At 44.6% G+C, this 23,426-nt stretch carries 24 protein-coding genes and 2 tRNA genes; 14 read left to right on the top strand and 12 right to left on the bottom strand.

The window, feature by feature from the left end; genetic code table 11:
* Positions 1–17: 17 nt before the first annotated feature.
* The 7 genes from ACWYVB_RS01220 to ACWYVB_RS01190 form a co-directional block, all read right to left on the bottom strand.
* Entirely contained in the window at positions 18–1,814 is a 1,797-nt protein-coding gene (locus tag ACWYVB_RS01220) for an aminopeptidase P family protein (protein WP_457527641.1), read from the bottom strand.
* Positions 1,814–2,794 (bottom strand): ABC transporter ATP-binding protein, encoded by a 981-nt coding sequence (locus ACWYVB_RS01215; RefSeq protein WP_457527640.1) that lies wholly within the window; start codon positions 2,792–2,794, stop codon positions 1,814–1,816. The genes ACWYVB_RS01220 and ACWYVB_RS01215 overlap by 1 nt, the downstream gene beginning before the upstream one ends.
* A 9-nt stretch (positions 2,795–2,803) precedes the next feature.
* The gene (locus tag ACWYVB_RS01210) at positions 2,804–3,787 is read right to left on the bottom strand and encodes an ABC transporter ATP-binding protein (protein ID WP_182034924.1); all 984 of its coding nucleotides are present in this window, start codon (positions 3,785–3,787) and stop codon (positions 2,804–2,806) included.
* 10 nt (positions 3,788–3,797) lie between these two features.
* Positions 3,798–4,730, bottom strand: a complete 933-nt coding sequence (locus ACWYVB_RS01205; RefSeq protein ID WP_262680525.1) for an ABC transporter permease subunit — start codon at positions 4,728–4,730, stop codon at positions 3,798–3,800.
* Positions 4,731–4,739: 9 nt separating this feature from the next.
* Positions 4,740–5,660, bottom strand: a complete 921-nt coding sequence (gene oppB / locus ACWYVB_RS01200; protein WP_301575793.1) for an oligopeptide ABC transporter permease OppB — start codon at positions 5,658–5,660, stop codon at positions 4,740–4,742.
* 143 nt (positions 5,661–5,803) lie between these two features.
* Positions 5,804–7,414 (bottom strand): peptide ABC transporter substrate-binding protein, encoded by a 1,611-nt coding sequence (locus ACWYVB_RS01195; protein WP_457527637.1) that lies wholly within the window; start codon positions 7,412–7,414, stop codon positions 5,804–5,806.
* Positions 7,415–7,675: 261 nt separating this feature from the next.
* Positions 7,676–8,782 carry a M20/M25/M40 family metallo-hydrolase gene (locus tag ACWYVB_RS01190; protein WP_457527635.1) on the bottom strand — a complete coding sequence of 369 codons (1,107 nt, stop codon included), beginning with the start codon at positions 8,780–8,782 and terminating at the stop codon, positions 7,676–7,678.
* A 538-nt stretch (positions 8,783–9,320) separates the two neighbouring features.
* Here ACWYVB_RS01190 and hppD point away from each other — a divergent pair.
* From hppD to ACWYVB_RS01150, 8 genes are all read left to right on the top strand, one after another.
* Positions 9,321–10,394, top strand: coding sequence for a 4-hydroxyphenylpyruvate dioxygenase (hppD, locus tag ACWYVB_RS01185; RefSeq protein WP_005377835.1), 1,074 nt, complete (start codon positions 9,321–9,323; stop codon positions 10,392–10,394).
* On the top strand, positions 10,387–11,517 hold the full coding sequence (locus ACWYVB_RS01180) for a homogentisate 1,2-dioxygenase (protein ID WP_457527633.1): 1,131 nt from the start codon (positions 10,387–10,389) through the stop codon (positions 11,515–11,517). The genes hppD and ACWYVB_RS01180 overlap by 8 nt, the downstream gene beginning before the upstream one ends.
* 9 nt (positions 11,518–11,526) lie before the next feature.
* Positions 11,527–12,564: a fumarylacetoacetate hydrolase family protein gene (locus ACWYVB_RS01175; protein WP_065646799.1), complete on the top strand. Its 1,038-nt coding sequence runs from the start codon at positions 11,527–11,529 to the stop codon at positions 12,562–12,564.
* Between the two features lie 21 nt (positions 12,565–12,585).
* A complete protein-coding gene (maiA, locus tag ACWYVB_RS01170) occupies positions 12,586–13,254 on the top strand; it encodes a maleylacetoacetate isomerase (RefSeq protein WP_457527631.1) in 669 nt (222 codons plus the stop codon).
* Between the two features lie 194 nt (positions 13,255–13,448).
* Positions 13,449–14,108, top strand: a complete 660-nt coding sequence (locus tag ACWYVB_RS01165) for a DUF2726 domain-containing protein (protein WP_048626311.1) — start codon at positions 13,449–13,451, stop codon at positions 14,106–14,108.
* 120 nt (positions 14,109–14,228) lie between these two features.
* The gene (locus tag ACWYVB_RS01160) at positions 14,229–14,567 is read left to right on the top strand and encodes a hypothetical protein (protein WP_046874875.1); all 339 of its coding nucleotides are present in this window, start codon (positions 14,229–14,231) and stop codon (positions 14,565–14,567) included.
* A gap of 179 nt (positions 14,568–14,746) precedes the next feature.
* Positions 14,747–14,823 (top strand) — tRNA-Val (locus tag ACWYVB_RS01155).
* 32 nt (positions 14,824–14,855) lie between these two features.
* A tRNA-Val gene (locus tag ACWYVB_RS01150) sits at positions 14,856–14,932 on the top strand.
* A gap of 138 nt (positions 14,933–15,070) precedes the next feature.
* Here ACWYVB_RS01150 and ACWYVB_RS01145 read toward each other — a convergent pair.
* Entirely contained in the window at positions 15,071–15,367 is a 297-nt protein-coding gene (locus ACWYVB_RS01145) for a YkgJ family cysteine cluster protein (protein WP_164666141.1), read from the bottom strand.
* Positions 15,368–15,588: 221 nt separating this feature from the next.
* Positions 15,589–16,035 carry a DUF3291 domain-containing protein gene (locus tag ACWYVB_RS01140; protein WP_046874876.1) on the bottom strand — a complete coding sequence of 149 codons (447 nt, stop codon included), beginning with the start codon at positions 16,033–16,035 and terminating at the stop codon, positions 15,589–15,591.
* Between the two features lie 389 nt (positions 16,036–16,424).
* Between ACWYVB_RS01140 and ACWYVB_RS01135 the strand changes: the two genes are divergently transcribed.
* Complete coding sequence (locus ACWYVB_RS01135) at positions 16,425–17,921, top strand: EAL domain-containing protein (protein ID WP_457527628.1); 1,497 nt, start codon at positions 16,425–16,427, stop codon at positions 17,919–17,921.
* A gap of 173 nt (positions 17,922–18,094) precedes the next feature.
* On the opposite strand, the gene ACWYVB_RS01130 is transcribed toward ACWYVB_RS01135, so the two are convergent.
* Entirely contained in the window at positions 18,095–18,982 is an 888-nt protein-coding gene (locus ACWYVB_RS01130; RefSeq protein WP_170891379.1) for a DMT family transporter, read from the bottom strand.
* Positions 18,983–19,092: 110 nt separating this feature from the next.
* Between ACWYVB_RS01130 and ACWYVB_RS01125 the strand changes: the two genes are divergently transcribed.
* From ACWYVB_RS01125 to ACWYVB_RS01105, 5 genes are all read left to right on the top strand, one after another.
* Positions 19,093–19,575 (top strand): MarR family winged helix-turn-helix transcriptional regulator, encoded by a 483-nt coding sequence (locus ACWYVB_RS01125; RefSeq protein WP_457527626.1) that lies wholly within the window; start codon positions 19,093–19,095, stop codon positions 19,573–19,575.
* Positions 19,576–19,599: 24 nt separating this feature from the next.
* Complete coding sequence (locus ACWYVB_RS01120; RefSeq protein WP_005393450.1) at positions 19,600–19,953, top strand: MmcQ/YjbR family DNA-binding protein; 354 nt, start codon at positions 19,600–19,602, stop codon at positions 19,951–19,953.
* Between the two features lie 77 nt (positions 19,954–20,030).
* Complete coding sequence (locus tag ACWYVB_RS01115) at positions 20,031–20,465, top strand: Mpo1 family 2-hydroxy fatty acid dioxygenase (RefSeq protein WP_012841889.1); 435 nt, start codon at positions 20,031–20,033, stop codon at positions 20,463–20,465.
* Between the two features lie 208 nt (positions 20,466–20,673).
* Positions 20,674–20,985, top strand: coding sequence for a hypothetical protein (locus ACWYVB_RS01110; RefSeq protein WP_046874879.1), 312 nt, complete (start codon positions 20,674–20,676; stop codon positions 20,983–20,985).
* 205 nt (positions 20,986–21,190) lie between these two features.
* Complete coding sequence (locus ACWYVB_RS01105) at positions 21,191–21,805, top strand: sugar O-acetyltransferase (RefSeq protein WP_114322405.1); 615 nt, start codon at positions 21,191–21,193, stop codon at positions 21,803–21,805.
* Between the two features lie 44 nt (positions 21,806–21,849).
* Here ACWYVB_RS01105 and ACWYVB_RS01100 read toward each other — a convergent pair whose 3' ends face one another.
* Positions 21,850–22,941 carry an outer membrane protein gene (locus ACWYVB_RS01100; RefSeq protein WP_182034102.1) on the bottom strand — a complete coding sequence of 364 codons (1,092 nt, stop codon included), beginning with the start codon at positions 22,939–22,941 and terminating at the stop codon, positions 21,850–21,852.
* Position 22,942: 1 nt separating this feature from the next.
* Complete coding sequence (locus tag ACWYVB_RS01095) at positions 22,943–23,419, bottom strand: hypothetical protein (RefSeq protein ID WP_005393443.1); 477 nt, start codon at positions 23,417–23,419, stop codon at positions 22,943–22,945.
* Positions 23,420–23,426 lie beyond the last annotated feature (7 nt).

Below are 23,426 nucleotides of genomic sequence, written 5' to 3'. Positions count from 1 at the left end.
TAAAACTTGCTGATATCCTATTTCTCAATAAGTTGGGTTGTGCTTTGAAGCCAGTTTTTATCTTGCGTATCAAGAAAAGGGCTAAGCGCCTGATAGACACGTGAATGGTAATGATTGAGCCAGTCTAGCTCTGCTTGATCTAGCATTGATAAGTCAAGGGCGTTGGTCGCAATGGGAGCAAGAGTGATGGTCTCAAAACCGTAAAACGTGCCGAACTCATTTTGTTCTACTTCTACAACTTTAAGAATGTTCTCTATTCTTACCCCGTACTCACCTTCGCGATAAACGCCTGGTTCATTAGTAATGACCATACCCGGTTTTAGCTCAACCTCGCGGTGGCTTTGTGAGAAATTTTGTGGGCCTTCGTGAACATTCAAGCAAATGCCTACGCCGTGTCCAGTGCCGCACTTGTAATCAATACCATGTTGCCATAAGACGCCACGCGCCATGATATCAAGATTGGCACCCGTAGAGCCTTTCATGAATCGAGTCTGAGTCAGTCGGATGACCGCTTTGAGCACCAAGGTATAATCTTTGCGCTGCTTAATGGTCGGTGACCCGAAGTGGAAAGTACGGGTGATGTCTGTTGTCCCGCCAAGGTATTGGCCACCAGAATCGACGAGAAAGAAGTTGCTTTCATTGACTGCCGCATTGCTTTCTTCATCGGCGGCATAATGCATTTTTGCCCCGTGAGCTGCGAAGCCTGCGATAGTGCGGAAACTGTCACTCACATAATGTCGGGTTTGACGGCGATAGTGATTCAGTTGTGCCTCAGCAGACAATTCTGTAACGAGTCCGCTTGGAACTTGCTCTTCGAGCCAGTTCATAAACCTTACGATTGCCACACCATCATCTGTTAATGCCTGTTCTAGGCTAGTTAGCTCGGTCGCATTTTTTATGGCCTTCATTGCCGTTACAGGGCAAGCCATTGGCTTTAGATTCACATTCTGTTCAATCGAACTCACCAATAAGCTGTCTGTGTGGGTTGGGTTAAAAGCGAGCGATAATCCCTCACATTGCTGATTCAAATACTGACTTACGTAGTTGTAATGGCGAATGTGTACACTCTGCTCGGTCAGCGCTCTTTCAACGTCTTGAGGCAGTTTGGCTTTATCAATAAACAGTGTCGCAAGTGATTGCTCTACGATTAGATAGGCTTCAGAAACTGGGCAGTAATTAGTATCACCACCTCGAATATTCATTGTCCACATGACATCATCTAGCGTTGACACTAATAAGCTATCTACTTGGTTCTCGGTTAACCAAGAACGGATTCTCGCTAACTTATTTTCTGTGTCAACGCCAGCAAAAGCGGTGGGATGCTCGAATACGGGTGTACTTGGGCGAAGTGGTCTTTCAAGCCAAATCGGTGCGAGTAAATCCAGGTCGAGAATGATCTTAATGTTTTTCGCTTCAAAGGCATGTTTGAGGCCTTGATAAAAAGCGTAACTGATGGCGCGCCCGTCAACCGCTACAATACTGTTTTCTGGGAGCGTGGTAGCTAGCCATTTGGCAATTGTCGGCGTTTCTGGTTGTTTGGCTTTAAACAGTTCCAGCCCTGTGCCGTGTAACTGTTCTTCAGCTTGAATATAGTAACGACCATCAGTCCACAGGCCACCACCTTGTTGGGTAATGACGACTTCGCCTGCAGAACCGGTAAAACCTGAAATCCAGCTTCGCGCTAACCAATGATCCGCTGAGTATTCACTGTTATGTGGGTCATTGTTGGTCACGATATATGCAGACACGTTGTGAAAGGACATTGCCTCACGCAATAACGTAAGGCGTTGGTTTACTGAGTTAGTATTGTTCATTAAATGGTTCCTAAAGTCATATTTGAGCAATAGATATGATGCTGCTCCGAGCCTGTTTTTATTGGGTTCTGTTGCCCGCATACTTCTGTGGCTTCTGGGCATCGAGTACGAAAAACGCAACCGCTCGGTGGGTTAAGTGGAGAAGGAAGATCGCCGGGCAATAGTTGTATTTCACGGTCACGTGCTAATTGCGGATTAGCTATCGGGACAGCAGATAACAGTGCTTTGGTGTAGGGGTGTTGTGCATCATCAAATACTTTATCGTAACGTCCTACTTCCATAGGTTTACCAAGATACATCACCATAACGCGGTCGCTGATGTGGCGCACCACGCTTAAGTCGTGCGCAATCATTACCAGTGTTAACCCCATTTCTTGTTTAAGATCATCTAGAAGATTGATGACCTGAGCTTGTATGGAGACATCTAGCGCACTAACAGGTTCATCACACACGACCAAATCTGGAGCTCTGGCAATGCCCACACGCTGGCATTGACCTCCGGAAAATTCATGTGGATAGCGGTTTCGCTGGCTCGCCAAGAGACCCACTTTATCCATCATAGCGATGACACGCTTTTCTACCTCTGCCCGTTTAAGTTGTGGCTCGTGGGTGAGCAGTGGTTCGGCGATGCATTCTGAGATGGTTAATCTCGGATTCAAACAAGCGGATGGGTCTTGAAACACCATCTGAAATTCTCTACGTCGAGAGGAAAGCTCTTTCTTACTAAACCCGCGCATGTCTTGACCTTTCCAAGTCAACTCGCCATGTGTAGGTTCAATTAAGCGAAGTAAGGCGCGTGCAAGCGTTGATTTTCCGCAGCCTGATTCCCCCACAATGCCAAGTGTTTCACCTCGATAAACATCTAAGTCGATACCATTGACCGCTTTCACGATTTTACGTCGACTTGGAATAAGGTGACGCGACACAGGAAAGTGGACGTTTAAATCACGAGCAGACATGAGGACTTCTTTTTTATTCATAATGCCTCCTTAAGCTTTTATTTGAATAGGAGTGATAACGCTGGGTGCGTTAACGTGACAGGCAATGGACTGGCTCGTGTTTAATGGAGAAAACCGTGGGGTTTCGTATTGGCAACGCGTCTCTCGATGCTCGCACCGCTCTCTAAACGGACACCCTTGATGGTTAATCAACGCACTTGGTGGGTTACCTGGGATGGTTGGTAAACGCGGCATATCTTCAGTGATGGAAGGAATCGCCTTTAGCAAGCCTTGAGTGTAGGGGTGCGCAGGTTGAGCGAACAATGTCTCGGTATCTGATTGCTCCATTTTTTGACCACCATACATGACCAATACGCGATCACACATCTCGGCGACGACGCCCATGTCGTGAGTGATCAGTAAAATAGCCGTGTTGAACTCTTGTTGTAAGTCTCGTAATAGCGTCAAAATTTGAGCCTGAACGGTTACATCTAACGCGGTGGTTGGTTCGTCTGCAATTAACAGCTCGGGCTTACACAACAACGCCATCGCTATCATGATTCGCTGACGCATTCCGCCAGATAGCTCGTGAGGGTATTGATTCATCCGAGTTTCGGGAGAGGGAATACGCACCGCATCCAACATGTGAATCGATTCAACTTTTGCTTGTTTTCGGCTCATTCCTTTATGAATCATGAGAACTTCACAAAGCTGTTTGCCAATTTTCATGAATGGATTGAGTGACGTCATCGGATCTTGAAAGATCATTCCGATTTTCTCTGCACGGATGCGGTTGAGCTGCTTTTTAGACATCGCGAGTAAATCATCACCGTGGAACATCGCGCTGCCAGACACGGCGCCGTTGTCCGCGGTTAACCCCATTAATGCGAAAACAGACTGGCTTTTTCCCGAACCTGATTCCCCAACAATCCCAAGAGTTTCGCCCGCTTTAATCGAGTAGGAGAGATTACTGACCGCTTGCACTTGCCCATCTGGCGTATCGAAGCGCACGTTCATGTTTTCAATAGATAGCATGGGTTTGTCCTTATCGGTCTTTCGGGTCAAGAGCATCACGTAAGCCATCGCCGATGAAGTTAAAACAAAAGAGGGTGGCAACTAAAAACAGAGATGGAAAAAGCAGCATCCACAATGCAACGTCAATCGTTTTTGCGCCTTCGGAAATTAGGATTCCCCAGCTCGTGTCGGGTGGTTGAACACCAAGCCCTAAGAAGCTTAAAAACGATTCGAACATAATGAATCCTGGTACCATTAAGGAGGAATAAACCATCACGATCCCAAGCACATTAGGCAGAATATGGCGTCGGACAATTGTCAATTTAGAAACCCCAATAGAGTGTGCGGCTTCGATGAATTCTCGCTTTTTAAGACCGAAGGTGACACCACGTACAACACGAGCAATGCCCAACCAAGATACCATTCCGATCACAATAAAGATCAGATAGATGTTGTTGCCAAAAAGGGTAACAAACAGGATAACCATAAACATAAATGGCACCGAATCGAGCACCTCAATAATGCGCATCATTACGCTATCGACAACGCCGCCAAGATAGCCGGAAATACTTCCCCAAATCGTACCAATAACAACGGCGACTAAGGCGCCAACAAAACCTACCAAAATAGAGAGCCTACCGCCTTGCATCGTGCGAGCAAAGACATCTTGCCCGAGATCATCGGTACCAAAGTAATGACCACTGCTCAGTGAAGGTTTTCCTAGCTCGTATGGATCGATGAGCACTTCCCAGTCAATTTCATCATGGCCAAAAGCGGCAAGAGAGGGGCCGAAAGTGATGCATAAGGTAATGAACGCCAAAACATACACTGATGTCATCGCGGCTCTGTTTTTACGAAATCGAGTCCATGCATCCTGCCAAAGACTGCGACCTTCGACGGCTTCAATATTGTCGACGACTTGATCTTGAAGAGCTTGTGTATCCAGTTTTTTGATCGTTAACATGCCGGACTCCTAAACGCGTATACGAGGGTCGATAATCGTATATAGCAAGTCGACCACAAGGTTAAAGAAGATAGTGAGTGAAGCGACAATCAGAGTAATGCCCATTACTAGGCCGTAGTCGCGGTTGAGAGCCCCAGACACAAAGTGTTGTCCCATGCCACCTGTACCAAAGAAAATGTCGATAATCACCGAGCCTGTCACGACAGACACAAACGCAGGGCCGAGCATCGCAACGACGGGAATCAAGGATGGTCGCAAAGCGTGATGGAATAAAATGTAGGTTGTGGACAAACCTTTGGCTTTTGCCGTTCGAATGTATGGTTGGTTGAGCGTTTCAATCATTGCGCCACGCATGACGCGTGCAATACTCGCAATGGAGCCAATCGCCAGGCTGAGCACGGGAAGAACAAGAAAAGCCAGCTTTCCTCCTTCCCAACCACCAGCAGGGAACCAGCCGAGCTGAATAGCGAAGATCATGACTAAAACTGGAGCAAGCACGAAAGCCGGAACCACAACTCCAGTCATCGAAAGTGTCATCAGGCCGTAATCTAGGCGGCTATTTCGGTTCAATGCCGCAATGGTGCCAAGCAACATGCCAAGTGGAACGGAAATACAAAAGGAGAGTACGCCTAATACTGCTGAAACTGGCCATGATTGTGCGACGAGCTGTGTAACACTGAAGTCTTGATAAACGAAGCTCGGACCGAGATCTCCTTGTATGAAATTACCAATGTAAATCCAAAACTGAGTAAGGAAGGGCTGGTCCAAATGGAATTTTACTTCGATATTCGAACGTACCACTTCTGGCATAGGCCGTTCCATATCAAATGGCCCCCCTGGTGCAATGTGCATCAGCCAAAATGATACGAGTGCGATGAATAGAAGCGTGGGGATAGCGATAGCTAATCGCTTAACAATGTACCAAATCATGATCCATCATCCTTTGGTCATCCGAAATCACTTCGAACGGTTATGAATAAAAATGGTCTGAGCTCAGGTTGCCTTCTCCACCGAGAGGTATGAGGAACGACAAGTAAACATTGAACTTGCCGACTCAGACCGAAAACATGCTTTTAGTGGGCTTTTACATAGACATTCTTGCGGTAGTACGACGACTCAGGGTTTGTCAGTTCGTAGCCGCCCACGTAAGGCTTGATGAGGTATTGATCGTTACCCGGACGATAAATAGGTATAATGGCCATGTCTTCAATCAGCATGCTTTCTGCTTGTAGATACAGTTCTGATGGATTGCTCATGGTCTTTGATCGAGCCATTAACTCGTCGTATTGCGGGTTGTTGTAACGAGAATCGTTGTACTCGCCACTAGAAATGAAGATATCCAACCATGTAGAGGCTTCATTGTAGTCGGCCGTCCAGCCGCCGCGAGTAATGTCGGTCGGCTCTTTAAGTGCGTAGAACACTTTCGGTTCTAGCTGTTTTATCGTGACTTGCGCACCCAATCGGCTTTTCCACATGCCTGCCATGGTTGTTGCCATTTTTACGTCCATCGAGAAAGTTGGTACGGTAAACGTTAACTTAAGCGGATTACTTTTATCGTATCCAGCTTCTGACAGTAATTGCTGCGCTTTTTCGATACGTTTATGACGGTTCCAAGTTGCGAACTCAGGAGTGTGAGATTTAAAACCATCTGTTTGAGGGGGCACAAGGGTATACATTGGAACCCCACCGTTTCTCAAGATAGCACTCGTTAACAGTTGACGGTCAATGGCATATGAGAGGGCTTTACGGACCCGCACGTCTTTTGTTGGCCCTTGTTGAGTGTTGAGGTAATAGAATGTGGAGCCAAGAGACGCACTGGTACTTGCCACTTCTTGCGGGCGTTGTTGAATTAACTTTTTCTTCTGAGCGGCAGGAATGGAAACCGCTTGGTCTATCTCACCAGCTAGGTAGCGGTTTAGCACTACGTTTGCATCACCAATTGGTAGCCAGGTGACTTTTTCCAGCACTACATTGCGTGCGTCCCAGTAATGTGGGTTTTTAACCATCACTAGTTTTTCGTTAACTTTCCATTCAGAGACAGTAAACGCCCCATTTGTAACGATATGCTCAGGCTGGGTCCAACGGTTGCCATGTTTTTCTACGGTCGCTTTATGAACGGGGGCAAGCACGGGATGACTTAATAGTTTCGTAAAGAAGGGAATTGGCTCTTCGAGTGTAACCTGGAATGTTTTTTCATCCAGCGCCTTCAAGCCCAAAGACACGGGCTCAGCTTCGCCCTTCATAATGGCTTGCGAGTTTTCGATATTTGGAATGGCCGCAAACCAAGCGTACGGTGAAGCAGTGCTTGGATTCAGTAAGCGTTGCCAGCTGTAGACAAAATCTTGCGCAGTGACCGTTTCGCCATTTGACCATTTTGCATCACGTAAGTGGAAGGTATAAACCGTATTGTTGTCATTGACTGACCAAGACTCAGCAACACCAGGAATGGTTTTACCTTGCTTATCTTGAATTACCAGGCCTTCAAATAGGTCTCGACCGAGATTAAAAGCGGGCTCTGCGGCTTGCTTGGCTGGGTCAATAGAAGTAACTTCAGCCCCATTGTTTAGCGTAATTTCTTGTGTCTCATCGAGGGTCACACCTGCGGGATACGGCGCGGCATAGCTTGATGTTGCCAGTATTGGGCTCATCATCGATGCTAACAGAAGCAACTTAGGTAATTTCATCCTTGTCTCACTCTTTTCATCCTGAAAGATGCTAGAAATGTATATTGTATAAATTGTCCACACAATCGAGTTTTAACAATGTTGTAACAGGGTGCCAAATGTTGGGCTATTTGGTATCAAAAAGTGAGCTGGGGGGATTGATATGGAGCTGGTGCTAAGTCTGCATTACGGGGTAGGCTTTGTTTCGCGCAAATAAAAAATCCCCTTCAAGCGCGCGCTAAAAGGGGAGGGTAGTTCGTCTGCTCTTCAAAAGGTACGACGTTAACTGACTAGGAAATGTTTTACGAACTCAGTGATTTTGACCATATCACTTACCGCGATAAACTCTTCTGTCGTGTGTACTTTTGCCATGCCAGTTGAAAGATTGACCGTTGTGAGACCTTTCTTGTTAAAGTTGTTAGCATCGCTACCGCCGCCAGTGCCTTTTGTGAAAGCCTCAATTCCCAACTCTGCAAACGCCGCTTTTATCGCGCTAACGTGTGGGTGGTTTTCTTCAATAACAAATGCATCGTAGGCTCGGCTAGATTCAATGTCGACTTCTGCACTGTGTTTTTCACAGACAGACTCTAATGTTGAGATCATATGATTGACCTGAGCATCTAGTTTATCACCATTCAGGGAGCGTGCTTCTGCCACGATTTTTAATTCAGGCATGACAATGTTTGTGGCCTGACCGCCATTCACTACACCGATGTTGGCTGTCGTTTCTTCGTCGATGCGAAGCAGCTTCATTTGGTTGATGGCATCTGCCGCCACCATGATCGCACTGATGCCTTCTTCTGGCGCAAGCCCTGCATGTGCTGGTCGACCTTTGATTGTTGCCACGATTTTTTGCTGGCCTGGGGCTGCGGTCACAATAGTGCCAATAGGGCCGCCCGTGTCTAACACGATTGCTTCCGTTGAATTGACATGTGACATATCGAAGTATTGTGAGCCGAATAAGCCGCCTTCTTCATACACGGTGAAAGCAAGCTCTAACGTTTTGTGCTCAAGGTTTTCCGCTTGAATACAACGAACGGCTTCCATGATGGCAGCAATACCAGATTTATCATCGCCACCAAGAATCGTATTGCCTTTTGAACGGATAACGCCGTCTTCGATGATTGGCTCAATGCCAATGCCCGGTGTGACCGTATCCATATGACAGCTCATTAGGATAGAGCCATCTTTTTTGCCGTCTAAACGGGCGTACAGGTTAAAGCCGTTAGAAATGTGCTCAGGCACTGGAAGTTTGTGCACGGTAAAGCCTAGGTCGCCTAGCTGCTCTGCCAGTGTTTCTGCAATTTGTTTTTCGTTTGTTGATTCGCTATCGATACGTACCAGTTGGCAAAAATGTTCAACTAAGCGTTCTTGATTGATGTGTGTCATTAGATGTCTCTTTTTCTGATCGAGCGTGAAGCCTTGTGGCTCGGCTCGATAGGGAACAGAGCACCACTTATGGCACAGTTACTTTTAAATAAAACTGAGGTGAATCAATAAAGGGGTATCCATGACACGATTCTGACCGATGAGCCTTTCGAACTGTATGAAGCGTCACGAAACATTACTTTTGATGTTTTGCAGGAGCAAATGAATAAATCGGATAGAGATAGGGTGCAATAGATTTTCCATCCCCTTTTACTTTTTGAGTTACGTTGCCAAGATAAAATTCCAAAGTAACAAGTTATTTACATTTTATGTGTTGGCGTAAAGCCGAAAATATCAATCTAATATATTGAAAATAAGCAGTTTATTTGATGTTTACGAAAGTGGATTCGACGTGCCTTCTGTGTGTAACATATATTTTACAATTATGCGTAAAAATCGCCAAGGTAAAGATTTCTCCCCACGTATTCCAATTTCTCAAGACCTGCGCCAAGTTAGAAAAATAAGTCTAAACAAAAGCTACTGAGACAAGGAGAAAGTCATGGTTGATGCATATAACCCACTAGGAACAGACGGATTTGAGTTTGTTGAATATACCGCTGCTGACAACAAAGGCATTCAACAGCTTAAAGATCTGTTTATATCGTTAGGTTTTGCGGAAATTGCAAAGCATCGCTCAAAAGAAGCGTGGTTATATCGACAAGGTGACATTAGCTTTATTGTGAATGCGCAGCCGCATAGCCAAGCTGAGGGATTCGCCAAAGTTCACGGTCCGTCGGTGTGTGGCATGGCATTTCGAGTGAAAGACGCGACCGTTGCTCTGGCGCATGCGTTAGAGAATGGCGGTAAAGAATATAAAACGGAAATTGGGCCGATGGAGCTTAGCATTCCTGCTATTTATGGCATCGGTGAAAGCTTGCTTTATTTTGTCGATCGTTATGGAAAGCAGAGCATCTATGATGTCGATTTTCGTTTTTATGATGATGCTGATGAGCGTTTATCAAAAGCGAATGTTGGTCTTTACGAAATCGACCACTTAACGCACAACGTTAAGCAAGGCAACATGGATGTCTGGTCTGGTTTCTATGAGCGCATTGGTAACTTCCGCGAAATTCGTTATTTCGATATCGAAGGTAAGCTGACTGGTCTTGTCAGCCGCGCGATGACCGCACCTTGCGGCAAAATCCGAATTCCTATCAATGAGTCGTCAGATGATAAATCACAGATTGAAGAGTTTATCCGTGAATACAATGGCGAAGGCATTCAACATATCGCATTGACCACAGACGACATCTACGAAACGGTCAAAACATTGCGTGAGCGAGGCATGGACTTTATGCCAACGCCAGATACTTATTACGAGAAAGTCGATCAGCGTGTTGAAGGCCATGGTGAAGATGTAAGCAAGCTTCGTGATTTGCAGATTCTTATTGATGGTGCGCCAACGAAAGATGGCATCTTGCTACAAATCTTTACTCAAACCGTTATCGGCCCTGTGTTCTTCGAAATCATCCAACGTAAAGGCAATGAAGGCTTTGGCGAGGGTAACTTCAAAGCGTTGTTTGAATCGATAGAAGAAGACCAAATTCGCCGAGGAGTATTGAGCGATGCATAAATGGATCACATTCCCTCACCGGGAGGGAGTGTGCTCTAAACAAGCGCATGCAGACTTCCCGGAAGAGGCAATTTATGAACGTGAGGCAGGTCGAAGTGGTTTTTTTGGCCCCGCAACACATTTTCATCATCAACATGCCCCAACGGGATGGTCTGAGTGGGAGGGCGAGCTACGTCCAAGAGCGTTCGATTTTAATCTAGTCGAGAAAGCCAGCCATATTACCCCTTGGGCAGTCCCGCATCTATTATACAACGCGAATTGTAAAGTTCGTGTCTGGCGTATGGATGAAAAAATGGACTTCTTGGTAAGAAACGCGGATGGCGACGAACTGCTGTTCATCCACCAAGGAACGGCAGATCTGTATTGTGATTATGGTCATTTGAAAGTGAGTGAAGGGGATTATGTCATGATCCCGCGCTCAACGAGCTGGCGTTTAGAACCAAGCGAGCCGATGTTCATTCTGATGATAGAAAACACCGATGCGGCCTATACATTGCCCGAAAAAGGCATGGTTGGAAACCACGCGGTGTTTGATCCGGCGGTTTTAGAAACGCCGTCGATCAACGATCAGTTCCGTGCTCAATATTCAGAGAATCAAACACAGGTTCAGGTGAAACGCCACGATAAAGTCAGTGTTATCACTTACCCATTCAACCCGTTGGATGCGATTGGCTGGCATGGTGATTTGGCGGTAGTAAAAGTGAACTGGCGTGATATTCGTCCACTCATGTCACATCGTTACCACTTACCGCCTTCTGCACATACTACATTTGTAGGAGCAGGATTTGTGGTGTGCACCTTTGTTCCTCGTCCGATTGAAAGTGATCCCGGAGCGCTCAAAGTACCGTTCTATCACAACAATGACGATTATGATGAAGTCTTGTTCTACCATGCAGGTGACTTCTTTAGTCGTGACAACATTGAAGCGGGTATGGTGACATTCCATCCAGCAGGTTTTACACATGGTCCTCACCCGAAAGCTTTCAAAGCAGGGCGAGAGCATAAGAAGACTTTTACCGACGAAGTCGCGGTGATGATAGATACGCGCCACGCGCTTCAGTTCTCGGATGAACTGGAAAAAGTAGAAAACAAAGAATACGTCTATAGCTGGCAAGAGAAGTAAGAGGCAAGGATGAAATTAGCAACCAAGAAAAATGGCACTCGTGACGGTTTGTTGATGGTCGTGAGCAAAGACTTAACGCGCTGCGTACCAGCGACAGAAATTTTCCACCCCATGAACTTAGCACCGACGATGCAGGTGGCGCTTGATAACTGGGATACGCTAGCACCACAACTGGAAGAGCTATACGTTGCACTGAACAATGGCACGGTTGCAGGGTATGAAGAGTTTGAAGCGCACTACTGTGAGTCGCCGCTTCCTCGCGCTTATCAGTGGGCTGATGGCAGTGCTTACGTAAACCACGTTGAGTTGGTTCGAAAAGCTCGCGGCGCTGAAATGCCAGAGAGTTTTTGGACGGACCCGTTGATGTACCAAGGAGGCTCTGATGCCTTTATTGGACCTTGTGACAATATCGAGTTTGCCAGTGATGAATGGGGTATTGATTTCGAAGGCGAAGTTGCTGTGGTAACTGGTGACGTCCCGATGGGCGCAAGTGTTGCAGAGGCTCAGGAGTCGATTCGTTTGATCATGCTGGTGAATGATGTGTCGCTGCGTGGACTAATTCCCGCAGAATTAGCTAAAGGGTTTGGTTTTTTCCAATCTAAACCTTCCTCTGCGTTTTCTCCTGTGGCAGTAACACCTGACGAACTAGGCGATGCGTGGTACGAAAACAAAGTGCATTTACCATTGGTCTCGACATACAACCACAAGCCGTTTGGTCGCCCAAATGCGGGTATCGATATGACGTTTGATTTTGCAGACTTAATTGTTCATGCGACTAAAACGCGCCCGCTATCTGCTGGGGCGATTATTGGTTCTGGCACGGTATCTAATAAGCAAGGCACCGAACATGGCACTTCGATTGAGGAGGGTGGCGTTGGCTATTCATGTATCGCGGAAGTTCGTATGATTGAAACCATTCGTGATGGTAAACCGTCGACTAACTTCATGTCGTTTGGCGACTCAATCAAACTGGAAATGTTCGATGCGGATGGCAACAACATCTTTGGTTCGATTGACCAACAAGTTAGCCAATATCTCAAGCATTAAGAGCGCCAGTTGGGAGACGATATGAGCGATAGCATGGTTTTGTACGGATATTGGCGGTCTTCAGCGGCGTATCGTGTGCGTATTTGTTTGAATCTTAAAGAGTTATCGTATGATTCAAAATCGGTACACTTGGTGCGCAATGGTGGTGAACAACACAGTGACGAGTACCATGAGTTAAACGCTTCTGAACTGATTCCTGTGCTGGTGGATGGGGAGGTTCAGTTAACCCAGTCACTGGCCATCATTCAATACTTAGAAGAACACTATCCGGATGTCACTGTGATCCCCGAGCAAACACCACTTCGATATCAAGCACTGGCTTTGGCTCAGGATATTGCAATAGAGATTCATCCCCTGAATAACTTGAGAGTTCTACAGTATTTAGAGGGGGAGTTAGCTTGCGAGCCAGAGCGCAAAGTCGCTTGGATTCATCACTGGATCCACAAAGGTTTTACGGCATTAGAAGAGAAACTTCAGAAGCATCGTAAACTAAATGGTGATTGTAAGTTTAGCCTGACAAGCTCGCCATCTATTGTCGATATTTGTCTGGTACCACAATTTTATAACGCACAACGCTTTGGTGTAGATACTTCTCTTTACCCAACCATTAACGCGGTTGTGCAAGCATGTAATCAATTGCCTGCTTTTATTGATGCGATGCCAGAGAATCAGCCAGACGCTAATAGTTGATTCTTAGCATCATAATGTATTAACAAAATTTAAACGAGCCAATCCAAGTGTGTGATTGGCTCGTTTTTATTGGGGAGCAAAATTTTCTGTTTCTCGCTATCGTCGTGGCTCCTCAAAATTGCGAGGTTTTGTTGCTCTGCATAGCATTTACATTTACGCTTTGAGCAACGAGTTGTTTTGGATGCACTTTATTTATGACCAACATTTTTATCATTGTTGTTCTTCTGGTTTTATTCTTCTTTGTTATTCAAAAGTACGTGATTAAGCACGACGATACGCGTGATTATCCTTATCGCTCGAAAGGTCCTCTGCTCAGAGGTCAAGAGGGTGCGTTCTATAATGCGTTAAGAGCGGCGGTAGGGGAGCATGCCGTAGTATTCGCGAAAGTAAACATGTCCAGTTTGGTTACGCCAAAAGAAATCAAAAATAAGAAGCAGTTTTTTGTCGCGAACAATCGCATATCTCGAAGTTATTTTGATTACGTTATTTGTGATCCTAGGACGCTAGAGCCGCGTGTGATCGTTGAATTGGATAACGGGCAAGAGTTAAGTAAGGGCAAGGTAGAAAGACAAAAGTTACTGATTCATGTTTGTAAGACGGCCAACCTGCCTTTAATCGGCGCTTCTGTAAAGCACAGTTATCAAGTCGGGCGATTACGTCGTTTGCTTGCTGCACACATTGATTTGATTGAGCCTGACAAGGAAGTACGCTTTTGTAAAAAATGCGGCAGTCCGATGATCATTAAAACCGCAAGCCAAGGTGAATTCAAAGGTCGACGCTTCTTTACTTGTAGCCGCCAACCAAATTGTACTTACACCGAGAATTACAATGTGGTGTTTGAGTCGGACGACTAAAGACGACAGTTGAACAGCAAAACTGATGAGGCTTTGATTCTAGACAATCAAAGCCTTTTTTGTATCAGTCCTCAAGGCAAGACCTATACTTTGAAAAAGAGTGCAGAATAGGGAAGCCATATGCGATACGGATGGATTTTGTCAGCGTTGTTCATCGCATCTAATGTTAGTGCGATACCTAATTTGAAACCACTGGAGTGTGAATTGACAGAGACACCCCAAGATCATTTCTTGTTTTACCGAGAGCAAATGGTTTACCACAGTGAGCAGTTTGTCATATTTCAAAACTTCAAAGGCAGGGTGAGCACTCAAGTGGATGTCAAAACAGGAGAGTTGATTCGTACAACCTATATCGGCGAACCATTTAAACCTAAATATCAGATTTTGTTTGGTACTTGCCCCAATGTATCGCAAACCTTACAGATTTGGATGCTCAGTGAAGTGCCTTACGACAATTAAGTGAGATAATAAAAGTTATATAGATCACACTTTTAAACCCTACGGGCTCAGTCCTTGTCGATAAAATCATCTGAAAACGCGTGTTGAGTTTACATTTTCGCCAAACGGTTCAAAGTTGGCAAATTTGTGCTTGCACCGCCGTTCGCTTATAGCTAATATCCTCGTCGTTCCAGAGAAATGCGTCCGTAGCTCAGCTGGTTAGAGTATCGCCTTGACATGGCGGGGGTCGGTGGTTCGAGTCCACTCGGACGCACCATTCTGAATTGAATGGTTAGGAACACAAAATTTGGGTCCGTAGCTCAGTTGGTTAGAGTACTACCTTGACATGGTAGGGGTCGGCGATTCGAGTTCGCCCGGACCCACCAAATTTTAGAAAAAGCCCACCAAACGGTGGGCTTTTTTGTATCCATAATTTGTTGATACTCAGATTTAAACACCTTACTTTTCCTTTGCACACTTTCTACAAATACTCCGCATTGCCATCAGTGTAAATTTGAGTGGTTTTACAAGAATTTAACTCGTTCATCTAAACATTCATTGGAGCCCATTTCGAATTCGCGGCAAATCCAAGGCCTATTTTCATAAATCGTACACATTAATGTGTCTCTGTCTAAAGCTGCACACCAACCATCATTTAGCCGCATCATTGTTTCGCCTCCATACTGGTCACGTGCAATAAACTCTTCAGGCACGCCAGTATCTGAAATAATCATAACCTCGAGACGGCAACAACAAGCCTTACAGTTAGAGCAAGATACATCAGAGGGCTGGGGAGAGGGAGTCTTAGTTGGTATAATCATGAATAACTACAATTTGGTCAATTGTGCATGGTACCGTAAATTTAACACGAATGAACTTTATTTCTGAAATAGAACACCCTATGAATGATAAACCTAGTGAACGCATTTTATGCGTTCACTTGCGCGCCTTTCCGAGTAAGTCGGTAGAACTGACAGTGATTCACACCAATTAACCTTATAGTCAGTGTAAATTTGAACGCAATTTTTGTTACACACGTACTTTACACAAGATCTGCTTCTGTAAAGTTTGTTTTAAATGTGAAAGCAAATGGCGTATCTCCGTTTTCGCGCAAATGCTGAAGGCGTAACAAGGCTTCTTGTGGTGTTGGTATATAACCGTCTTCTACCCACCACAGAACATAGCTATCCTCCGCTAGACGATGAAACCATTCGCTTTTTCGGCGCATAAAATCTCTATGACCGGTACGAAACATAAAGTTTTTAAGTGAGTCAGTACTTTCCCAAATAGACATGTTTACAATCATGTTCGGGTCATCAAATAATTTAATGCTTGTTGCATCACCGGAGTCGTCTTTTAGACGCCAGATAAAGCCTTCACTTTCTTCAGCTATACCATTAATTAAGTCCAAATTGTCTACGAACTCTTTAATTTCTGGTGCATCCAAAGGATATTTAGCAAGCGCAATATTTAATTGAGCTAATTTCATTTCATGACCCTCCCTGGTCGATAAGCCTGTAATGCTGGTAAAAAGCTCTAAGTCGCTTTTCCTATTTTATCATGCAGTGTGTTGCTAGTGCCTTCAAAGGTCAATTAGAAAGTTAGTGACTGTGGCGAGTCATTGGATGGCCAAAAAGTCGTTTTATACATTGGTTATGTTGAGCATAAGCCCCTCTTTTCTCGCGATTATCGTCGGTAAGTCTCACTCAAGAGAGTTGCTATCTTGGATATGCAGCAGTACTCTCATTTTTCTGTGGCAAGCCTTGCACTTCTATACTTCTTATTGAGATTCGATCCTCACTTTTTGGTGTGTGAACGTGAGATAGTGTTCATGTCACTCTTTAATCTAAGTTGTTTGGCTGAACGTTAGGAGGAACTTTGATTACAAAGATAACAAGAAATGCCATTTTGCTTGGCTTAGTTCCCATTGCAGTTTTTGTTGTGGCTTTTAATTCAATAGCCAATTTTTACATCAGCTATATCAAAGAGACTAAAATAGACACCTATGTCGATTATTTACACCAACGATCCATGTATTTGGATGAGGCGATTGTAAAGCAGGTTGCGCAGTTAGATTTCACGTGCAGTAATAGTGATGTTAGAACATTACGCGACCCACGTTTTTATAATCGTTACATCCGTTTTATTGCGATGGAAACGAATGACGGTAAAACATGCTCCACGATTGGTCGTGAAGTATCTCATTTATCCAATGCGCAACGATTTCAGCTTGGCGAAAACTTTTTTGCATCACTTATTTTACCGGAACACCAAGATCAAGTTGAGTGGATGGTCATTTATGAAAATGAACATGTCGAAGTTGTCTGGGTTCTCGATAATAGTTGGGTTAAAGAAGTGATCAAAACGCCTTGTGAAGACTGTTTGTTCGTCGAGTTTATATATGATGAGCCTGTATTTGGAGATTTAACAATAAGTCGAGGAAAACCAGCCATTGCAGCAGAAGAAGCGGCAGTTTCAAAGGAGTTATTCTTCTCGGCTGATTCTCAAGCTAATATGCTCATCAAAATACACAGTGGCGAGAAACTGAAGAGCTATGCTCAGGAAAGAGTCTTTCTATGGGGAGGCCTAGTCAGTGTGCTTATGGGGCTGGCTTTTGCGTTTGTATATGTGTCCAGTAAGAGCTTGAGAAAGTCTATCAAAGGCTTGATCCAGAATGGGATTAATAATGCGGAATTTGTCCCTTACTACCAAGCGATTGTCGATAGCCGTGATGGTGCGACAGTGGGGTATGAAGCACTGATTCGGTGGTCTCGCCGTGATGGTATGGTGCCGCCAAACATGTTCATCGGCGCTGCAGAAGAAAGTGGTCTGATTGTCCCAATGACGAATCAGCTTATTCGTAAAATCATACAAGATCTTAGTGTGTTACCTGAGCATGTGTGGGTCAGCATCAATATTGTTTCTTCCCATTTAGAGTCAGGTGAACTCACTAAGTTACTGTCAGAACTGAATTGGCCATGTCCGAAGAGAGTGCATTTTGAGTTGACCGAGCGAATTCCTGTAAAAGATATAGAGGCAGCGAAAAAAGAGATTTTGTATCTGACGAATAAAGGCTACAAGTTCAAAATTGACGATTTTGGGACTGGGTATGGCGGCTTTTCTTATTTGCAAGATCTGGGTATCCGATGCTTGAAAGTGGATAAGATGTTCATCGACCCAATAGGCTCTGATGACCAAAAATTGAAAGTGTTGGATTCTATTGTCTCGGCAGCAAAGAAAGCGGAATGTGAGATGATTGCAGAAGGTGTAGAGAGCGAGGCTCAAGTCGCGTATTTGGCTCAGCATTCTATTTACCTTATTCAAGGGTATGTCTACGCTAAACCAGAGCCTATTAACAACCTTGCGATGACTTAAAGCAAGGCACAATGGGTCGTATTCATTATTAAAGGTGTCTTTCGGCACCTTTTTTATTACTGAACCTTTTTGGGTTCACTGTTCGATAAAACACCTGTTGAAGTCTTAGAATTCAAACGGAGTTTACAGAGAATATGAACGCCCGATTTTAGCATCGGGCGTTAGGATTTTACTTAGGAAGAAAGGGCGGCTTTTTTGGTTTTTAATGAAGCGATCAATTGAGGGAGCAATGACATAACAATCATCCCTAGCATCAAGCTGTATTGGAGAGGGGTGAAAGTCTCACCTAATAGCAGCAAACCTGACACAATGCCCGCAACGGGGTTGGCAATACCACCAAAAGTAAAGTCAACGACCGACATACGCTGCAATAGCCAAACATACATGCCGTAGCCTAATGCAGTGTTCAGAATGATCACCCACAGCAGCCCAAGGGTGTTCGTCATTGATAAGTTTTGAATGGCTGTAACGTATGGCTCTGGATTGTTTATTGCCAGCATGCTTGTTGCGACAGACATAATCACACCACCCAAAATGAGCTGCCATGTTAATACTGTCCACCAATGCATTTTCGTTCCTAGTGACTTCGTTACGCTACTGCCTACCACAATACACATGATGGCGGAGATCATCGCCAGCAAGCCCATAGGGTTGAGCGAAATAGAGCTAGGATCAAATAAGAACCAAGCCAAAGCAATCAAAGTCGCTCCGCTTATTGCCTGTATTGCGCTTGGCTGGCGCTTATAGACTGCCCAGCCAAATAGCATCGCAAAAACGGGCACTGATACCATACCGACACCTGAGATCGCAGAAGGAAGCGTCAACGCCATGACAAAAATGAGACCAAAGAAGCAAGCGATGTTGATAGTTCCTAAAACAAGCAGCACTTTCCATTCACTCTTTTTCGGGAAAGATGGCTTTATTGCGAGGAGCAAAAGACCCGCAGGCAATGCTCTTAGCGCACCAAGTAAAACGGGAGGCCAGTCCGGAAGCGTAAACTGAGTAACAGCATAAGTTGTCCCCCAAAAAAAAGCCGGGATCATTGCAAGCAAAATATTCATGTTAAATATCTTTACGTTGAGATAATTAATTGTAAAGATATCGGTAAGGTTACTTTTTGTAAAGTATCTTTATGTTAAAATAAAAATTAAATGACGTTTGGAGAGAAACCATGGACGCAATTGATAGAGTGGTAGAGCAGTGGGCTAAGGAGAAGCCAGAGCTCGATACTGAACCGATGGCAATTATGGGTCGGCTAATGCGAATTGCTAAGCACATGGAGTGTCGGGTCGCTGACCTGCATAAGAAGTACGATCTTAAGATGGGTGAATTTGATGTGTTGGCGACACTTCGCCGAGCAGGTTCACCATATTGCCTTACTCCCTCAGCGCTAATTGATTCGATGATGCTCACTTCGGGCGCGATGACGAACCGATTAGATAAACTCGAGAAGAAAGGCTTTATTACCAGAACACACAGTAAAGAAGATAGACGCAGTGTCACCGTTGAGTTAACCGAAAAGGGCTTAACCTTAATTGACAAGTTGATCCTAGAGCATGTAGACGTTCAGCAATCGCTGCTACATGGTTTAGAAGGTAGTGAGAAAGTGCAGGTTAACCAGGCGTTAAGGCTACTATTGCCTTTGTTTGAGTAAAAGATACAGGAAGGGTGGGACGGAATGAGAAGCAAAGAGTTAGAAGGTTATTTAAGTACCTTTATGTGTGCAGAGAGTGATTTCCCATTTGGGCCAGAAGCGCTTGTATACAAAATCAAAGGTAAAATGTTTGCGATTATTGCAGAGAGAAACGGTCGGGAGTATGTCAGCGTAAAAGTAAAACCAGAAGATGGAGAAGTCTTAACATCGCAGTTTACGGACATCACTCCTGGTTATCACCTAAATAAGCGTCACTGGATAACGGTTTATTTTAATGGTGATGTGGAAGATGGATTGATCCAGGATTTATGTGAACGCTCTTATACTCTCGTCGTTGCCAAACTACCAAAAGTGCAACGAGCATTGCTTGGTCAGTAATAGCTATTACAGAAAAATTCGCACCTTTTCCATCCTCAAGCTATATAAGAATAAGTAGGCGGAAAAGTAGGAATGATATGCGAGCATTATCTGAATGGCTAAAAGAATATGGGGAGAGCCATCAAAACCCCATCAACCAAAAGATTCACACAATCGCAGTTCCGGGTATTTACCTATCTGTGGTCGGTCTAATTTGGTCAATTCCTCAAATCTCCATCTTGGGTTTCGAGTTTAACTGGGTCTGGATTGCTGTCATACCGGTATGGGTTTTCTATTTTCGTTTGTCTCTCAGCGTCTTTATGATGATGTTAGGGTATACATTAGCGTGCATCGGCCTGATATGGTCTTTGGAGGTATTGGCGCTGCCCGTACTGCATATTTCGATGCTCCTATTCGGTGTCCTGTGGATCTTGCAGTTCATTGGTCACAAAATAGAAGGGAAGAAACCGTCTTTTTTCGAAGATTTGCAGTTTCTTCTTATTGGTCCAATTTGGGTGTTCCGAAAGCATTAACTCACTCCGTAATTAACAAGCTGATATCTCCCTGTATTGCGCGATCATGCTAGCGTCCATAAAGTCGTAAAATGCGCAGCATGATGTGCCGCTTTCTCATTGCCATGACAAGCATTTGCTTCTAATTCACACTATCATTAGAGTGCAGCTAAAGCCTGTTACTTTGCCTGAATGCTTGTGGCTAGTGACATTGTCACTTGGGGGATGAATGTACGACCGACAACATAAATATGCCTATTGGCGAGAAGAGCGTAAAAAAGGCAAATGGCATTACATCATGAAGTCTTTTTTTATGATTTGTTGCGCACTATTGCTTGGTAAAGTCATTGGTTTATTCATTTTTGGTGAGCTGCACTCCTTGAGTGATATTTTGGAGCAACTGCCCGCGGATCTTTTTATCATGATGCTAGTGGGCTTCCCGGTTAGTGTTATCGGCTGGTATCACGAGGAGTCGAAGTTTTTCCGAGCGTTACGACGTAAAGAAAAGCGCTTGAAAATGAAACGAGACAAACAAAGCTAACTCTGCATCGAGCTTTGTGTTATTTACTCGTCTGATTCACATATTTCTTTCAAGTTATTCGGTATTTTGCGTTATGCCTCGCAAGCATGTCATTAAACTTATTGCAAAAAACGACATCATGCATTCTGTTAGCCAATCTTGACAGGAACTCGTATTGCGAGGTGTTCCAGCAGCCTGAAGCTACTGAGATAGAACGGAGGATATTATGGATAGTGAATCAATGCTTCATAGTCAGAAAATATATTTTTGTAATGATGAAGCGTTAGTCGAGCAGCAAACACAGTGTTTAGAAGTTCTTTACGATTACAATCAAACTCGGCCTTCTGAATCTGAAAAGCGTACAGAAATATTACGACGTTTGCTCGGCGCTGTTGGTGACAACTGCTATTTTGAGCCGCCGCTTCGAGCGAATTGGGGGAGGCATACATACGTTGGTGATAACGTGTATGCAAACTTTAACTTAACCCTAGTCGATGATACGTATATCTACATTGGCAATAGCGTCATGATTGGGCCCAATGTGACACTAGCAACGGCAGGCCACCCGATTGAACCGGAGCTCAGAAGAGAAGTTGCGCAATTCAATATCCCTATTCATATTGGTGATAATGTATGGATCGGCGCTAACTCAGTGGTATTGCCTGGCGTCAAGATTGGAGAAAACAGCGTAATTGGTGCTGGTAGCGTGGTAACGAAAGATATACCAAGTAATGTTGTTGCGGTAGGGAACCCGTGTCGTGTATTGCGAGAGATAGGCGAACATGACAAAGAATTCTATTACAAAGAGCGTCAAATCACGCACAACATGTATCAACGATAACAAAGGTAAATTCCCACGGTTTATACGGTGTCAGTATAGAAAAGTTAAAAAACGAAATTTAACATCAGGGTGTAAAGGTTGGCGCTGTTATCTTCTGGTATTGATGAAAACGCGCCAGTATCGTTATTGTGGGCGTTAAACTTTTGCCATTCAGCATTCAGTGACACGTTATAATCTAGGTCGTATCTCACCCCAAACAGATAGCTGTCCCCATTCTTTGTATCACTGCTATTAAACTGCTGGCCGTAAACTATGTAGGGGGTCAATTTATTCACGTTGTAACTCGTTGTTGCGTACCAAGAGGAGGAAATGTTGCTGGTTTGTCCTTCAGCCATTATCACAACGTTATCAAGCTCATACCTTACTCCTAGAGAAAACTGGTCAATCGTGTTGCCTTTTTCTTTTAGAACCAAGCGGTCAATTAACATGGCTTCCCCTTCAGGTGTGGATTGCTTGGTATTGGAGAGAACTGTAGTTTGGTCATAATCGCCATGTAGATAAGAAAAGTTCAAACGGTAGGCATTTCCGCTGAGTGTTAAGTTTATTCCGGCTGTGTTGTCTGATTCGATCTTCAGTTCAGTATCTTCGTTGAGGGTGACATCACTGCTGTCTTTAAACCCTATAAATGGCATTGCAGTAAGCATGATTTGCTCATTGAGGTCGTGATTCCAGCGAATGGATAAACCATTGTAAGCGGTGATGCCTAATATGCTGTCATACACTTCATTTGGTGGTCGAGCTTGGGTAAAAGCGTGACCGACATAATTATACTCAGACATCAAAAACAGCGGCAGCCTCAATCGTCCCCCACGTATCTCTACATTTTTATAGGTATAAGCTAAATATGCCCACTCTAATTGGGGCGAGCTCCAATGATCTTGCGGACGCTTGACTATCTGTGCGGATGCTCGAAATGCCTTGTAAAAGTAATCAAGCTGCAGGCCGAAGGTTGTGTCACAATCGTAGCAGGCTTCATCATGAATAAAGCGGTTGACGAGAACCGTTGTGGAGTTATCCGACTTAGACCAAGATGTCGAACCAAAACCACTCAAAGACAGGTGATCTGATAACTCAATGGTGGCTAAGCTCGGAAAGGCGACAACACTCAGTGATAACATGGTCAAATATTTTTTCATATTAATCCTCCGAGCTCACCACACACAAAATACGAGCATTTCCAGGCACGCTCGAAGCAGGGGCATAACCAATCCGATTGGGCTTTTCTTGCATCCACGTGATCAGCGCATCAATGCTAGAGTTTGCAATCACTTTGGGTGGCCTCGCTTTGCCTGAAAAAGACAAGCTCGCCCAGTGCGCGTTCATTTGCGCCAAGTTTTTATTGAGAAGGTAGCGATAGAACTCCGCTCTCTCCGCTGATGTCGCTGGCCAGTCAGATAGCTCAATTCTCTGCCCTTGTAAGAGTTGCGTTTTTCCTCTGTACAACTTTCGCGCTTTATTGATGGTTAGGGGCGAGAACTCACTATTAAACGAGAAAACGGCGTAGCTCTCTGCAGCAAGTACTTGACTATCTATGGGTAGAAGGAAAACAACAATGAATAGGTAGCGTTTTATGCAGCGCAAAAGAAAACAGAGGAGAGAAATGTCGCCGCTCATCATCGCT

The sequence above is a fragment of the Vibrio sp. JZG10 genome (assembly GCF_054064075.1).
The sequence above is the reverse complement of the archived record's forward strand: the minus strand, read 5'-3'. Positions and strand labels throughout refer to the sequence as shown.

Coding starts and splice junctions, on each gene's coding strand:
- ACWYVB_RS01220 (WP_457527641.1), bottom strand. CDS start 1,814: ATGAACAATACTAACTCAGTAAACCAACGCCTTACGTTATTGCGTGAG.
- ACWYVB_RS01215 (WP_457527640.1), bottom strand. CDS start 2,794: ATGAATAAAAAAGAAGTCCTCATGTCTGCTCGTGATTTAAACGTCCAC.
- ACWYVB_RS01210 (WP_182034924.1), bottom strand. CDS start 3,787: ATGCTATCTATTGAAAACATGAACGTGCGCTTCGATACGCCAGATGGG.
- ACWYVB_RS01205 (WP_262680525.1), bottom strand. CDS start 4,730: ATGTTAACGATCAAAAAACTGGATACACAAGCTCTTCAAGATCAAGTC.
- oppB (WP_301575793.1), bottom strand. CDS start 5,660: ATGATTTGGTACATTGTTAAGCGATTAGCTATCGCTATCCCCACGCTT.
- ACWYVB_RS01195 (WP_457527637.1), bottom strand. CDS start 7,414: ATGAAATTACCTAAGTTGCTTCTGTTAGCATCGATGATGAGCCCAATA.
- ACWYVB_RS01190 (WP_457527635.1), bottom strand. CDS start 8,782: ATGACACACATCAATCAAGAACGCTTAGTTGAACATTTTTGCCAACTG.
- hppD (WP_005377835.1), top strand. CDS start 9,321: ATGGTTGATGCATATAACCCACTAGGAACAGACGGATTTGAGTTTGTT.
- ACWYVB_RS01180 (WP_457527633.1), top strand. CDS start 10,387: ATGCATAAATGGATCACATTCCCTCACCGGGAGGGAGTGTGCTCTAAA.
- ACWYVB_RS01175 (WP_065646799.1), top strand. CDS start 11,527: ATGAAATTAGCAACCAAGAAAAATGGCACTCGTGACGGTTTGTTGATG.
- maiA (WP_457527631.1), top strand. CDS start 12,586: ATGAGCGATAGCATGGTTTTGTACGGATATTGGCGGTCTTCAGCGGCG.
- ACWYVB_RS01165 (WP_048626311.1), top strand. CDS start 13,449: ATGACCAACATTTTTATCATTGTTGTTCTTCTGGTTTTATTCTTCTTT.
- ACWYVB_RS01160 (WP_046874875.1), top strand. CDS start 14,229: ATGCGATACGGATGGATTTTGTCAGCGTTGTTCATCGCATCTAATGTT.
- ACWYVB_RS01145 (WP_164666141.1), bottom strand. CDS start 15,367: ATGATTATACCAACTAAGACTCCCTCTCCCCAGCCCTCTGATGTATCT.
- ACWYVB_RS01140 (WP_046874876.1), bottom strand. CDS start 16,035: ATGAAATTAGCTCAATTAAATATTGCGCTTGCTAAATATCCTTTGGAT.
- ACWYVB_RS01130 (WP_170891379.1), bottom strand. CDS start 18,982: ATGAATATTTTGCTTGCAATGATCCCGGCTTTTTTTTGGGGGACAACT.
- ACWYVB_RS01125 (WP_457527626.1), top strand. CDS start 19,093: ATGGACGCAATTGATAGAGTGGTAGAGCAGTGGGCTAAGGAGAAGCCA.
- ACWYVB_RS01120 (WP_005393450.1), top strand. CDS start 19,600: ATGAGAAGCAAAGAGTTAGAAGGTTATTTAAGTACCTTTATGTGTGCA.
- ACWYVB_RS01115 (WP_012841889.1), top strand. CDS start 20,031: ATGCGAGCATTATCTGAATGGCTAAAAGAATATGGGGAGAGCCATCAA.
- ACWYVB_RS01110 (WP_046874879.1), top strand. CDS start 20,674: ATGTACGACCGACAACATAAATATGCCTATTGGCGAGAAGAGCGTAAA.
- ACWYVB_RS01105 (WP_114322405.1), top strand. CDS start 21,191: ATGGATAGTGAATCAATGCTTCATAGTCAGAAAATATATTTTTGTAAT.
- ACWYVB_RS01100 (WP_182034102.1), bottom strand. CDS start 22,941: ATGAAAAAATATTTGACCATGTTATCACTGAGTGTTGTCGCCTTTCCG.
- ACWYVB_RS01095 (WP_005393443.1), bottom strand. CDS start 23,419: ATGAGCGGCGACATTTCTCTCCTCTGTTTTCTTTTGCGCTGCATAAAA.